We start from the raw sequence: 13,380 nt of genomic DNA, 5'->3' as shown, positions 1-13,380 counted from the left end.
CACCCTTCACTCACCCACGAGGAGCCACGATGCAATCCCAGCACAGCCAGACCGCCCGCGCCGCCCTGACCGAGCGCATCATCGACGCGAAGACACGCCTGAACCTGAGCTTCGAGCAGATCAACGAAGGCACGGGGCTGAGCATCGCGTTCGTCACCGCCGCGCTGCTCGGCCAGCACGCCCTGCCCGCCGAGGCCGCGCAACGCGTCGCGCAGCGGCTCGGCCTGAACGACGACGACGTCCGCCTGCTGCAGACGATCCCGCTGCGCGGCAGCATCCCGGACGGCGTGCCGACCGATCCGACCATCTACCGCTTCTACGAGATCCTGCAGGTCTACGGCACGACGCTGAAGGCGCTCGTGCACGAGCAGTTCGGCGACGGCATCATCAGCGCGATCAACTTCAAGCTCGACATCAAGAAGGTCGACGACCCCGAAGGCGGCTCGCGCGCGGTCATCACGCTCGACGGCAAGTACCTGCCGACCCGGCCGTTCTGAACGCGGCGGGCGCGCCGCCCGCCTCGCGCCGTCGAACCTCGTCCCGCCCGGTCCGCATGGCCGGGCGGCCGCCCCGTCTCTTCATTCGCCACGCGTCCATGTCCTCTCCCTCCCCCGCGCCGCTGACCCGCGGCATGACGCTGCTGTTCGCCTGCGCGTGCGGCATCGTGATCGGCAATCTCTATTACGCTCAGCCACTGCTCGCCGCGATCGCGCACAGCTTCGGCCGCACGACGGCCGAACTCGGCTACCTCGTCACGCTGACCCAGCTCGGCTACGCGGCCAGCCTGCTGTTCGTCGTGCCGCTCGGCGACGTGCTCAACCGGCACACCCTGATCGTGCGGCTGCTCGCCGCCAACGTGATCGCACTGCTCGCGGTCGCGTTCAGCACCCGCTATGCGTGGTTCGTCGGCGCGCACGTCGCGCTCGGCTTCGTCACCTGCTCGACGCAGCTGCTGGTGCCGTTCGCGGCCTCGCTCGCCGACGCGCGCTCGCGCGGCCGCGCGGTCGGTACCGTGATGAGCGGCCTCTTGCTCGGCATCCTGCTCGCGCGCGTCGTGTCGGGCGCCCTCGCGGACGGCTTCGGCTGGCGCGCGGTCTACGTGGTCGCCGCGCTGCTGGTGGCCGCGCTCGCGTGCGTGCTCGCGGCCAGGCTGCCGCAGGACCGCCGCGACGCGCGCGTCGACTATCCGGCGCTGTTGCGCTCGCTCGTCGCGCTGGTGCGCGCGCAGCCGCTGATCGCGCTGCGCGCCGCCTACGGCGCGCTGGTGTTCGCCTGCTTCAGCCTGTTGTGGACCGCGCTCACCTTCCTGCTGAGCCAGCCGCCGTATGGGTATTCGGAAGGCCGCATCGGCCTGTTCGGGATCGTCGGCGCGGTGGGCGCGCTCGCCGCGACCTCGGCGGGACGGCTCGTCGACCGCGGCCACGGCAATGCGGCGACCGGGCTGTTCGCGGCCGCCGTGCTCGCCTCGTTCGCGCTGATCGCGGCCGGCGCGCATTCGCTCGCGGCGCTGATCGCCGGCATCCTGCTGCTCGACGTCGGCGTGCAGGGTCTGCACATCTCGAACCAGAGCGTGATCTACGCGATCGCCGGCGACGCGCGCAGCCGCGTGACGACGATCTACCTGACCAGCTATTTCATCGGCGGCGCGCTCGGCTCGGGCGCGGCGAGCGCCGCGTTCGGCGCCGACGGCTGGCGCGGCGTATGCATCACGGGCGCGCTCATCGCGGGCGGCCTCGTCGCGCTGTGGGGCGCATCGCAGCGCCTCGGCGCGCGCCGCGCGACGTCCTAGCGCGGACGAAAAAAAGCCCGGCGCGGCGGGCAGCCGGGCCGGGCGGATCCGCGCGCCGGCGCGCCGCGCATGCGGCGGCCGGACGGCGCGGCGGGCTTACTTCGCGTTCGCGAGCGCGATCGCGGTGTCCAGCATGCGGTTCGAGAAACCCCACTCGTTGTCGTACCAGCTCGACACCTTCACGAGACGGCCCGACACCTTGGTCAGCGTCGCGTCGAAGGTCGACGACGCCGGGTTGTGGTTGAAGTCGATCGACACGAGCGGCGCGTCGTTGTAGCCGAGGATGCCCTTCAGCGCGCCTTCCGATGCTTCCTTCATGATCGCGTTGACTTCCTCGACCGTCGTGTCGCGCTTCGCGATGAACGACAGGTCGACGATCGACACGTTGATGGTCGGGACGCGGATCGCGTAGCCGTCGAGCTTGCCGTTCAGTTCCGGCAGCACGAGGCCGACCGCCGAGGCGGCGCCCGTCTTGGTCGGGATCTGGCTGTGCGTGGCCGAACGCGCGCGGCGCAGGTCTTCGTGATAGACGTCCGTCAGCACCTGGTCGTTCGTGTACGCGTGGATCGTCGTCATCAGGCCCGTTTCGAGGCCGATCTTGTCGTTCAGCGGCTTGACGAGCGGCGCGAGGCAGTTCGTCGTGCACGATGCGTTCGAGATCACGGTGTGCTCGGCCTTCAGCACGTTGTGGTTCACGCCGTAGACGATCGTCGCGTCGACGTCCTTGCCGCCCGGCGCCGAGATGATCACCTTCTTCGCGCCGCCCTTCAGGTGCGCGCCGGCCTTTTCCTTGGTCGTGAAGAAGCCCGTGCACTCGAGCACGACGTCGACGCCCAGCTCGCCCCACGGCAGTTCCGCCGGGTTGCGGTTCGCCAGCACGCGGATCTTGTCGCCGTTGACGACCAGGTAGTCGCCGTCGACCGACACGTCGCCCGGGAACTTGCCGTGCGCGGTGTCGTACTGGGTCAGGTGCGCGTTGGTCTTCGCATCGCCCAGGTCGTTGATCGCGACGATCTCGAGATCGTGCTTCTTGCCGTTTTCATAGAACGCGCGCAGCGTGTTGCGGCCGATGCGGCCGTATCCGTTGATTGCAACGCGGATCGTCATGTCTATCTCCTGATGGCTGAAAAAATTCGTTTCGTGCAGCTTCACGTCGCGCGGCGGGCGTGGGGCCGCCCGCCGCGCGCAATGGGGTGGAGGCGGGGCGGCCGCTTACGCGAGCGTCGCCTTGGCCGTCTCGACGACGTGCTCGACCGTGAAGCCGAAATGCTTGAACAGCACGCCGGCCGGCGCCGATTCGCCGAACGTGTCGATCCCGACCACGCCGCCTTCGAGGCCGACGTACTTGTGCCAGAAGCTCGTCACGCCGGCTTCGATCGCGACGCGGCGCACGCCGTGCGGCAGCACGCGCTCGCGGTACTCGGCGTCCTGGCGATCGAACACCGTGGTGGCCGGCATCGACACGACGCGCGCGGCGATCCCTTGCTGCGCGAGCGGCTCGACCGCCTTCATCGCCAGCTCGACTTCCGAGCCGGTCGCGATCAGGATGATCTTGCGCGCGACGATCTCCTCGTCCCAGTCGCGCAGCACGTAGCCGCCCTTCTCGATGTTCGCGATCTGCGCGTCGGTGCGCGGATTGAAGGCCAGGTTCTGGCGGCTGAAGATCAGGCTCGACGGGCGATCCGCGGCAATCGCGTGGGTCCACGCCACCGCCGTCTCGACCGTGTCGGCCGGACGCCAGACGTCGTGGCTCGGGATCAGCCGCAGGCTCGAGACCTGCTCGATCGACTGGTGCGTCGGGCCGTCCTCGCCGAGGCCGATCGAATCGTGCGTGAACACGAAGATCGACGGCACCTTCATCAGCGCGGCCACGCGCAGCGCGTTGCGGCTGTAGTCGGAGAAGGTCAGGAAGGTGCCGCCGAACGGCTTGTGGCCGCCGTGCAGCGCGAGGCCGTTGATCGCGGCGCTCATGCCGAACTCGCGCACGCCGTAGTTGATGTGATTGCCGTACTGCACGCCCGGGCCTTCCGTGTTCGCGCGGACCGCCTTCGACGCCTTCCAGTTGGTCAGGTTCGAACCCGTCAGGTCGGCCGAGCCGCCGAGCAGCTCGGGCAGCGCGGCCGCGAGGCCCTCGATCGCCTGCTGCGACGCCTTGCGGGTCGCGACCGTCTCGGCGCGCTCGTTCGCGCCCGCGATGATCGCGGCCGCCTTCTCGGCCCAGTCGGCCGGCAGCCGGTTCGCCATGCGGCGCTCGAATTCGGCCGCCTGCTGCGGATACTTCGCGCGGTACTGCGCGAACGCCGCATCCCAGTCGTGCTCGGTGCGCGCGCCCGCTTCCTTCGCGTTCCACGCCGCATAGACTTCCTGCGGAATCACGAACGGCGCCCACTTCCAGCCGAGCGCCTCGCGCGTCTTCGCGATCTCCTCCGCGCCGAGCGCCGCGCCGTGCACGTCGTGGCCGCCCGCCTTGGTCGCCGCGCCCTTGCCGATCACCGTCTTGCAGCAGATGATCGTCGGCTTGTCCGACAGCTTCGCCTTGGCGATCGCCGCGTCGACCGCGTCGACGTCATGACCGTTCACGTTCGGGATCACGTTCCAGCCGTATGCCTCGAAGCGCTTGGGCGTGTCGTCGTGGAACCAGTTGACGACGTCGCCGTCGATCGAGATGCCGTTGTCGTCGTACAGCGCGATCAGCTTGTTGAGCTTCAGCGTGCCCGCGAGCGAGCAGGCCTCGTGCGAGATGCCTTCCATCAGGCAGCCGTCGCCGAGGAACACATAGGTGTGGTGGTCGACGATCTTCGCATCGGCCTGGTTGAACTCGGCGGCCATCAGCGCTTCGCCGAGCGCCATCCCGACCGCGTTGGCGAGGCCCTGGCCCAGCGGGCCGGTGGTCGTCTCGACGCCCGGCGTGATGCCGTATTCCGGGTGGCCCGGGGTCTTCGAGTGCAGCTGGCGGAAGTTCTTCAGCTCCTCGATCGGCAGGTCGTAGCCCGTCAGGTGCAGCAGCGCGTACAGCAGCATCGAGCCGTGGCCGTTCGACAGCACGAAGCGGTCGCGGTCGGCCCAGTGCGGGTTCGCCGGATTGTGCTTGAGGTGGCGCGACCACAGCGCGACGCCGATTTCGGCCATGCCCATCGGCATGCCCGGGTGACCGGAGTTGGCTTGCTGGACGGCATCCATCGCGAGCGCGCGGATGGCGTTGGCCATCAGGGAGGTTGAGGCGGGAGACGAGGTCGTCATGTCGAGTCCGGAGAACGAGTCGAAAAAACGGGGTGCGGCATCCGGAAGCTCGCTGGACAGCCGGTCCCGGCGCGCGGTGCGGCGCCGGAGGGACGCGAAGCGGACGAGCAAACGGACAGGGCTGCAAAGCCACGCATTTTATCAGATGCCCCGCGCGCCGCCTTGATCGGCGCGGGCATCCGACCCGCTTTCCGGGTCGCGGGGTCGCCTTCTATAATTCAGGAATCGGAACCGTCCGCCGCCTCGCCCCCGTCCTTTCGTGCGCACCACGCTGCTTTTCCATCCGACTCCCGACACCGTCTACGGCTTCCCGAACGCGCGGCGGCTCGCGCGGGTCGTCTCGCCGTTCCAGCGCATCGAGGTCTGGGACACGCCGCAGCTCGGCCGCTTGCTGACGCTCGACGACCGGCCGATGACCTCGGTCGGCGACGAATTCATCTATCACGAATGCATGACGCATCCGGCCGCGCTCGCGCACCCCGCGCCGCGCAAGGCGCTCGTGCTGGGCGGCGGCGACGGCGGCGCGGCCCGCCAGTTGCTCAAGCATCCGGGCATCGAGCGGATCGTGATCGCCGAACTGGATCCGGACGTCGTGCGGATGGCGCGGCGCTACCTCGACGCGGTGCACCAGGGCGCGCTCGACGATCCGCGCGTCGAACTCGTGATCGGCGACGCCGCCCGCTACGTCGACGCCGCCTGCGAACATTTCGATCTCGTCGTGTTCGATCTCACGCCGCCCGATTCGCCGGCCGCGGGCTTGTACACGCCGGCGTTCTACGCGCGCCTGAAGCGGATCCTGACGCCGCAGGGCACGCTGTCGGTCCACCTCGGCTCGCCCTGGTTCCACGCGGCGCGCATCGGCGCGCTGCTCGCCGACCTGCGCGCCGCCTTCGCGGTGGTGACGCCGCTGTGCGCGAGCGTGCCGCTGTACGGCTCGCCCTGGCTGATGGCGATCGCGAGCGACGCGCTCGACGCGGCTGCGCTGTTCGCGCACGATGTCGCGGAACGGCTCGCCGAACGGCAGATCGACGGCCTGCGCTACTACGACGCCCGCCTGCATCCGGCGCTGTTCGCGCTGCCGCATCCGCTGCGCGATACACTCGGGATTCAGCGCTGACCCGCGTTCCATCTTGATGCGGCCCGGCCGCTCCATTGGAGAAACACCCATGACCGACCCACGTCCGGCCGGCGTCCCCTGGTTGACCCCGTACCTGACGGTGCGCAGCGCGCAGGCCGCGCTCGCGTTTTATCACGCGGCCTTCGGCTTCGACACCCGCGAACTGATCGACGAGGACGGCGCGATCATGCATGCGGAGATGTCGTATCGCGGCCAGCAGGTGCTGATGTTCGCGCCGGAAGGCGCGTTCGGCACCACGGCCCGCTCGCCGCGCTCCGCCGGCGCCCCCGCGCCGCAGTCGTTCTATCTGTATGTCGACGACGTCGACGCGGTCTATCAGCGCGCGCTCGACGCGGGCGCGACCGGCGTGAGCGCGCCGCAGGACCAGTTCTGGGGCGATCGCTTCGCGCAGATCGAGGATCCCGACGGCTACCGGTGGGCGCTCGCCCGCCATCTGCGCGCATGACGGCCGCCAGCACCGCGTCGGTGCCGCGCCTTCACGTCGATCTCGCGCTGCAGGAAGGCGCCACGCTCGCGCTGCCCGCCGACGTCGCGCGCCACGTACAGGTCCTGCGCGTCGCGCCGGGCGAACGGCTTGCGCTGTTCAACGGCGCGGGCGGGCAGTTCGACGCCGAGTTGATCGAAGTCGGCAAGCGCGACGCGCTCGTGCGGATCGGCGCGTTCTCGCCGCGCGAGGCCGAGGCGCCCTACCGGATCATGCTCGCGCAAGGCATCGCGGGCGGCGACAAGATGGACTGGCTGATCGAGAAGGCCGTGGAGCTGGGCGTCGCGCGCGTCGCGCCGCTGTCGACCGCGCGCGGCGTCGTGCGCCTGTCGGGCGAGCGCGCCGAGAAGCGCGTCGCGCACTGGCGCGGCATCGTGCGCGCCGCCTGCGAACAGTGCGGCCGCAACCGCCTGCCCGAGGTCGCGCCGGTGCGCGACCTCACGTCCTGGCTCGCGCAGCTGCCGGCCGAGCCCGCTCCCGGAGAACTTCGGCTGATGCTGTCGCCGCGCGCGAGCATCGGCTTCGCGCAATTGCCGGCCGATGCGCCGACGGGCGAGGTGACGCTGCTGATCGGACCGGAAGGCGGCCTGTCGCCGGACGAAGAGGAGGCCGCGCGCGGCTGCGGCTTTACGTCGCTGCTGCTCGGCGCGCGCGTGCTGCGCACCGAGACGGCCGGCATCGCGATGCTGGCCGCGCTGGCCGCGCGCTGGGGCGGCTGGTAGCCGCCGGCGGCGGCCCGATGTGCATGTGAAAAGGCCCGCGGACAAGCGGGCCTTCGAAGGAGCGCGGCGCGGCGGCGCCCGCCCGCTTACGCGAACGAGTAGAACACGCGGAACGCGACCTTGCGCTCGGCCCAGAATTCCGCGGCCTCGCGGAACACGTCGAGCAGCGTCTCGCGGCCTTCCTTGTCGAACTTCTGCGCGATCGGCAGCGCCTCGAGCACGATCACGAAGCCGGGCTGCGCGCCCGCCTTGTGCACGAGGTCGGTCAGGCAATCGTAGAGCGCGTCGTAGTTCTTGCCGAAATGCTTCGGAAACAGGAACGAGGTCGCGATCGTCTCCAGCACTTCCTGCTTCGATTGCGCATTCCCGCAGTACGCATACAGGAAATGCTGGCCGAGCTGATTCGCTTCGTCAGCGAGATCCTGCACGCGGAACGCGCGGATCGACTGCACGAGGTTCGGTCGCACGGTCTTGAAAAGGCTCATAGGCTCCTCATTGGCTGAAAGCCCGGGGCTCGCTTCATCCGCCGGCGCACTGCCGACGTGCGCGCCCGCATGCAGCTTCTGCATGACGCGCTGAAACAGGTTGCCGTCGCCGGCAGCGAACAGATCCGCCGCCGACGTATCGTGCGCGTAGATGGTGTCGCTCATGCCGCTCATCCCGATGTCATTCAACAATACGTTTAAAACTGGCGTAGTGGTCGTCGGTGTAATAACAGGTGTCGACCCGCCGCAGAGGCCCGCCGCACACGATGCGCCGGGCGCCGCGGTTGCGCGCGCGCGGGGTCGGCACCGTGTACTCGTGATAATAGCCGCGCTTCATCTTCGGCAAAATACGCTCGTAGTTGCCGAACACCGAACCGTCCTTCGGATAAGGATAGGGCCCGCCGGAACCGATCAGGCCGAGCGTCGCCACGGCTTCGCGCGGCAACCGGGCCGTGCCGACCGTGTCGACCTGCCCTGCCGCCCCGTTCGCCGAGACGGACTCCCGCGCATAGGCGGCGGAAACCAGACTGCCCGTCGGGATGCCGACGTTACCCATCGCGACGATCGCGAAGACGGACGCGAGCGCGCCGTTGCGGAGCCACTTGCGTGCCATGAACCGGGGTTCCCGCTGTTAAATCAAGAGGTTGACGACCAAGAAAGGCGTAAGCGTAGCGCTATTGTCCTTTCGAATCAATGATCGTTTGGGAATTGAAAGGAAACAACTTAAGACAATGCCGCAAAAAACCACCCGTTCGGGTAATCTTTATCCCGACGAGGATAAGATTGCTTCCGCAGTGCTGGTCATGACGGGTATCTGCCTCCCCGTCACTCCTCGCGGCCCGAGGGCGGCCAGACATTGTGTAGTCGATTCGGGCGGCGGCCCCCCCGCTTTGCCCGGCAGCGTGCCCGTCGTCACACGGGCACGCTTTTTTTTGTCCGGCGCTCAGCGCACCGCGTTCACGTCGGCCACGAGCAGCGCGGCCATGTTGACGATCCGCCGCACCGTCGCCGATTCGGTCAGCACATGCACCGGCTGCGCCGCGCCGAGCAGGATCGGCCCGATCGCGATGTTGTTGCCGGCCGCCGTCTTCAGCAGGTTGTAGGCAATGTTCGCCGCATCGATGTTCGGCAGGATCAGCAGGTTCGCCTCGCCCTCGAGCGTCGAGGTCGGCAGGATTTCCTTGCGCAGCGCCGCGTCGAGCGCGACGTCGCCGTGCATCTCGCCGTCGACGCCCAGGTGCGGCGCGCGTTCCTGCAGGATCGCGAGCGTATCGCGCATCTTCTGCGCCGAAGGCGCATTGCTCGTGCCGAAATTCGAATGCGACAGCAGCGCAACCTTCGGCTCGATGCCGAAGCGGCGCACTTCCTCCGCCGCCATGATCGTGATCTCGGCCAGTTGCTCCGGGGTCGGATCGACGTTCACATGGGTGTCGACGAGGAAGATCTGGCGGCCGGGCAGCACGAGGCCGTTCATCGCCGCGAACACGCTGCAGCCTTCGCGCTTGCCGATCACCTGGTCGATGAAGTGCAGGTGACGGTGAGTCGTGCTGATCGTGCCGCAGATCATCCCGTCCGCCTCGCCCTTCTTGACCAGCATCGACGCGATCAGCGTGGTGCGGCGGCGCATCTCGACGCGTGCGAGCTGCTCGCTGATGCCCTTGCGCGCCATCATCTTGTGGTACGTCTGCCAGAAATCACGGTAGCGCTCGTCGTGCTCGGTGTTCACCACGGTGAAATCGACGCCCGGCGTCAGGCGCAGGCCGTAGCGCTGGATCCGGTGTTCGATCACCGCCGGCCGGCCGATCAGGATCGGCTTCGCGAGGTTCTCGTCGACGATGATCTGCACCGCGCGCAGCACGCGCTCCTCCTCGCCCTCGGCGAACACCACGCGCTTCTTCTCGGCCGGCGCGCCGCGCGCGATCTGGAAGATCGGCTTCATGGTGGTGCCGCTGTGGTACACGAACTGCTGCAGGTGCACCTTGTACGCGTCCATATCCTCGATCGGCCGCGTCGCGACGCCGCCGTCCATCGCGGCCTGCGCGACGGCCGGCGCGATCTTGACGATCAGGCGCGGATCGAACGGCTTGGGAATCAGGTAGGCCGGCCCGAACGACAGATCCTGGATCCCGTAGGCGGTCGCGACGATGTCGCTCTGCTCCTGCTCCGCGAGCTCGGCGATCGCGTTGACGGCGGCGATCTCCATCTCGCGCGTGATCGTCGTCGCGCCGACGTCGAGCGCGCCGCGGAAGATGAACGGGAAGCACAGGACGTTGTTGACCTGGTTCGGATAATCGGTGCGGCCCGTCGCGAGCACCGCGTCGGGCCGCACCGCGAGCGCCGCCTCCGGCAGGATTTCCGGCGTCGGATTCGCGAGCGCGAGGATCAGCGGGCGCTCGGCCATGCCCTTCACCATCTCCGGCTTCAGCACCCCGCCCGCCGACAGCCCGAGGAAGATGTCCGCGCCGACCATCACCTCGGCCAGCGTGCGCGCATCGGTCTCGCGCGCGAAGCGTTCCTTGTCCGGGTCCATCAGCTCGGCGCGGCCCTTGTACACCACGCCGGCCAGGTCGGTGACGAGGATGTTCTCGATCGGCAGGCCGAGGTCGACCAGCAGGTCGAGGCACGCGAGCGCCGCGGCGCCCGCGCCCGACGCGACCAGCTTGACGTGCTTGATGTCCTTGCCGACCACCTTCAGGCCGTTGGTGACCGCCGCCGCCACGACGATCGCGGTGCCGTGCTGGTCGTCGTGGAACACCGGGATCTTCATCCGCTTGCGGCATTCGCGCTCGACGATGAAGCAGTCCGGCGCCTTGATGTCCTCGAGATTGATGCCGCCGAAGGTCGGCTCGAGCGCGGCGATCACGTCGACCAGCTTGTGCGGGTCGGATTCGTTCAGCTCGATGTCGAACACGTCGATGCCCGCGAACTTCTTGAACAGCACCGCCTTGCCTTCCATCACCGGCTTCGACGCGAGCGGCCCGATGTTGCCGAGCCCGAGCACCGCCGTGCCGTTCGTGACGACCCCGACCAGGTTGCTGCGCGCGGTGAAGCGCGCCGCGTTCAGCGGATTCTCGACGATCTCCTCGCAGGCGAACGCGACGCCCGGCGAATACGCCAGCGCGAGATCACGCTGGTTGATCATCTGCTTGGTCGGGGCAATTGCGATTTTGCCGGGGGTGGGGAATTCGTGGTAATCGAGTGCGGCTTCGCGCAGGTCGACTTTCTGGGAAGGCGTCGTGGGCATGAGTCAGTGTGACCGGATTAGAATAACTGTTCGGCACATTGTAGCGCCAATCCCTTGCACAAAGCCGTCGATTCGGGTGCAACTGCCGCGACCAAAACGCATGAAACGCCCCGGGCAAACCCGTAGGACAGCCTTACAATGTCCATCCCGTCAACGCTTGCGAATCCGTCCGCCGTGACCGCCGCCCCGCTCTCCGAATTTTCCCTGATCGACCGCTTCTTCGCGCGCCGGGCGCGCGGGCCGCGCGCGCGCGCCGCGCTCGGCATCGGCGACGACTGCGCGCTGCTCGCGCCGCGCGACGGCCGCCTGCTGGCGATCTCGACCGACATGCTGGTGTCAGGCCGGCACTTCTTCGCCGACATCGATCCGCACGCGCTCGGCCACAAGACGCTCGCGGTGAACCTGTCGGACCTCGCCGCGATGGGCGCGCAACCGCGCGCGTTCACGCTCGCCTGCGCGCTGCCGCGCGCCGACGCCGACTGGCTCGCCGCGTTCGCCGACGGGCTGTTCGAACTGGCCGACCGCTACGACTGCGAGCTGATCGGCGGCGACACCACGAGCGGCCCGCTGAACCTGTGCGTGACCGTGTTCGGCGACGTCGCGCCCGACGCGGCGCTGCGGCGCGACGCCGCGCGCGCGGGCGACGACGTGTGGGTGTCGGGCACGCTCGGCGACGCGCGCGCGGGCCTCGGCGTCGCGCGCGGCGAATGGTCCGCGGGCGCGGCCGAAGCCGCCGCGTTCCGGCGCGCGCTCGAGCGGCCGGAGCCGCGCATCGCGCTCGGCCTCGCGCTCGCGGGCGTCGCGCACGCGGCGCTCGACATCTCCGACGGCCTCGCAGGCGATCTGCTGCATATTCTCGAACGCTCGACCCTGCGCGCCGACATCGCGATCGACGCGGTGCCGCGCTCGGCCGCGCTCGCGACCCTGCCCGCCGGCATTCAACAGCGCTGCACGCTGGCGGGCGGCGACGACTACGAGCTGTGCTTCACCGCCGCGCCCGCCGCGCGCGCCGCGATCGAGGCGGCCGGCGCGCAGGCGGGCGTGGCGGTCACCCGGATCGGTACAATGAGCGGCCTGGCCGCGCCGGCCGACGCGCCCGCCATCACCTGGCGCGACGCCCAAGGCGCGCCGCTGTCCCTTTCGTTGCACGGCTTCGACCACTTTCATGCACATTGACCCGACGCAGTCCCCTGCCCCCGACGCGCCGCCCGCGCCCGCCCGCCCCGACCCGGCGGGCCCCGACGTGCAGCGCGTCGCGCGCCGCCGCGCAACCGTCGGCTTCATGTTCTCGCATCCGGTGCACATCGTGTCGCTCGGCTTCGGCAGCGGCCTCGCGCCGTTCATGCCCGGCACCTTCGGCACGCTGTTCGGCTGGCTGTCGTTCGTCGCGCTGAACCGCTACCTGACCGTGCCCGAGTGGTGGGCGCTGATCGTCGTCGGCTTCGTCGCCGGCATCTGGATGACGGGCTTCACCGCGAAGCGGATGGGCATCGCCGATCCGGGCCCGGCGGTCTGGGACGAGATCGTCGCGATCTGGCTCGTGCTGCTGTTCGTCGCGCCCGCGACCTTCCTGGAACAACTGGGCGCGTTCCTCGTCTTCCGCTTCTTCGATATGGTCAAGCCGCCGCCGATCCGCTATTTCGATCGCAACCTGAAAGGTGGCTTAGGCATCATGTTCGACGATCTCGTCGCGGCGTTCATGACGCTGCTCGTGATCGCGCTGTGGCGCTCGACCATCAACTGACGCACCGTCCACCGACCCCGGAACCCTTGCGATGCCCACCGATTCCGTCGTCCACCAGCTTGCGATCCGCGCAGGCAATCAACTGCGCGACCAGCACCTGATGCTCGCCACCGCCGAATCGTGCACCGGCGGCCTGATCGCCGCCGCGGTCACCGATATCTCGGGCAGCAGCGGCTGGTTCGAGCGCGGCTTCGTCACCTACTCGAACCAGGCCAAGAGCGAGATGATCGGCGTGCCGCCCGAGCTGATCGAGCGGCACGGCGCCGTCAGCGAGCCGGTCGCGCGCGCGATGGCCGAAGGCGCGCTGCGCAACAGCCGCGCGCAGGTCGCGCTGTCGGTCACCGGCATCGCCGGGCCCGGCGGCGGCTCCGAGCACAAGCCCGTCGGCACCGTGTCGTTCGGTTGGAGCAACCGGCTGCACACCACGGTGGAAACCGTGATCTTCAAGGGCGACCGCGAGCAGATCCGCACCCAGGCGGCCGCGCACGCGCTGCGCGGGCTGCTCACGCTGCTCGACGAGCAGGAGCGCTGAGC

At 69.1% G+C, this 13,380-nt stretch carries 13 protein-coding genes; 8 read left to right on the top strand and 5 right to left on the bottom strand.

Annotated features, from left to right (window positions below; all coding sequences use genetic code 11):
- The first annotated feature begins 29 nt into the window (after positions 1–29).
- Both cynS and Bsp3421_RS32720 read left to right on the top strand, forming a co-directional pair.
- Positions 30–497: a cyanase gene (cynS, locus tag Bsp3421_RS32725; RefSeq protein ID WP_274001119.1), complete on the top strand. Its 468-nt coding sequence runs from the start codon at positions 30–32 to the stop codon at positions 495–497.
- Between the two features lie 98 nt (positions 498–595).
- Positions 596–1,789, top strand: coding sequence for an MFS transporter (locus Bsp3421_RS32720; RefSeq protein WP_274001117.1), 1,194 nt, complete (start codon positions 596–598; stop codon positions 1,787–1,789).
- A gap of 96 nt (positions 1,790–1,885) precedes the next feature.
- Here Bsp3421_RS32720 and gap read toward each other — a convergent pair whose 3' ends face one another.
- Together gap and tkt are read right to left on the bottom strand one after the other, a co-directional pair.
- Positions 1,886–2,896: a type I glyceraldehyde-3-phosphate dehydrogenase gene (gene gap, locus Bsp3421_RS32715; RefSeq protein WP_274001115.1), complete on the bottom strand. Its 1,011-nt coding sequence runs from the start codon at positions 2,894–2,896 to the stop codon at positions 1,886–1,888.
- A 105-nt stretch (positions 2,897–3,001) separates the two neighbouring features.
- Positions 3,002–5,029 (bottom strand): transketolase, encoded by a 2,028-nt coding sequence (tkt, locus tag Bsp3421_RS32710; protein WP_274001113.1) that lies wholly within the window; start codon positions 5,027–5,029, stop codon positions 3,002–3,004.
- 259 nt (positions 5,030–5,288) lie between these two features.
- Here tkt and speE point away from each other — a divergent pair, with 259 nt between their 5' ends.
- From speE to Bsp3421_RS32695, 3 genes are read left to right on the top strand one after another with little or no spacing between them, the layout of a single operon-like run.
- Positions 5,289–6,146: a polyamine aminopropyltransferase gene (gene speE / locus Bsp3421_RS32705; protein WP_274001112.1), complete on the top strand. Its 858-nt coding sequence runs from the start codon at positions 5,289–5,291 to the stop codon at positions 6,144–6,146.
- A gap of 49 nt (positions 6,147–6,195) precedes the next feature.
- Complete coding sequence (locus tag Bsp3421_RS32700) at positions 6,196–6,612, top strand: VOC family protein (protein WP_274001111.1); 417 nt, start codon at positions 6,196–6,198, stop codon at positions 6,610–6,612.
- Positions 6,609–7,373 (top strand): 16S rRNA (uracil(1498)-N(3))-methyltransferase, encoded by a 765-nt coding sequence (locus Bsp3421_RS32695; protein ID WP_274001109.1) that lies wholly within the window; start codon positions 6,609–6,611, stop codon positions 7,371–7,373. Before Bsp3421_RS32700 ends, Bsp3421_RS32695 begins: the two co-directional genes overlap by 4 nt.
- Before the next feature lie 86 nt (positions 7,374–7,459).
- On the opposite strand, the gene Bsp3421_RS32690 is transcribed toward Bsp3421_RS32695, so the two are convergent.
- The 3 genes from Bsp3421_RS32690 to Bsp3421_RS32680 form a co-directional block, all read right to left on the bottom strand.
- Complete coding sequence (locus Bsp3421_RS32690) at positions 7,460–8,023, bottom strand: barstar family protein (protein WP_252982145.1); 564 nt, start codon at positions 8,021–8,023, stop codon at positions 7,460–7,462.
- Positions 8,024–8,039: 16 nt separating this feature from the next.
- Positions 8,040–8,471, bottom strand: coding sequence for a ribonuclease (locus tag Bsp3421_RS32685; protein WP_274001108.1), 432 nt, complete (start codon positions 8,469–8,471; stop codon positions 8,040–8,042).
- A gap of 330 nt (positions 8,472–8,801) precedes the next feature.
- Positions 8,802–11,102 (bottom strand): NADP-dependent malic enzyme, encoded by a 2,301-nt coding sequence (locus Bsp3421_RS32680; RefSeq protein ID WP_274001106.1) that lies wholly within the window; start codon positions 11,100–11,102, stop codon positions 8,802–8,804.
- A 138-nt stretch (positions 11,103–11,240) separates the two neighbouring features.
- Here Bsp3421_RS32680 and thiL point away from each other — a divergent pair, with 138 nt between their 5' ends.
- From thiL to Bsp3421_RS32665, 3 genes are read left to right on the top strand one after another with little or no spacing between them, the layout of a single operon-like run.
- A complete protein-coding gene (gene thiL / locus Bsp3421_RS32675) occupies positions 11,241–12,278 on the top strand; it encodes a thiamine-phosphate kinase (protein ID WP_274001105.1) in 1,038 nt (345 codons plus the stop codon).
- Positions 12,268–12,846, top strand: coding sequence for a phosphatidylglycerophosphatase A family protein (locus tag Bsp3421_RS32670; protein WP_274001104.1), 579 nt, complete (start codon positions 12,268–12,270; stop codon positions 12,844–12,846). Before thiL ends, Bsp3421_RS32670 begins: the two co-directional genes overlap by 11 nt.
- A 31-nt stretch (positions 12,847–12,877) precedes the next feature.
- On the top strand, positions 12,878–13,378 hold the full coding sequence (locus Bsp3421_RS32665; RefSeq protein WP_274001103.1) for a CinA family protein: 501 nt from the start codon (positions 12,878–12,880) through the stop codon (positions 13,376–13,378).
- Positions 13,379–13,380 lie beyond the last annotated feature (2 nt).

It is taken from the genome of Burkholderia sp. FERM BP-3421 (assembly GCF_028657905.1).
Lineage (GTDB): Bacteria > Pseudomonadota > Gammaproteobacteria > Burkholderiales > Burkholderiaceae > Burkholderia.
This window is presented reverse-complemented; position numbering and strand designations above follow the sequence as displayed.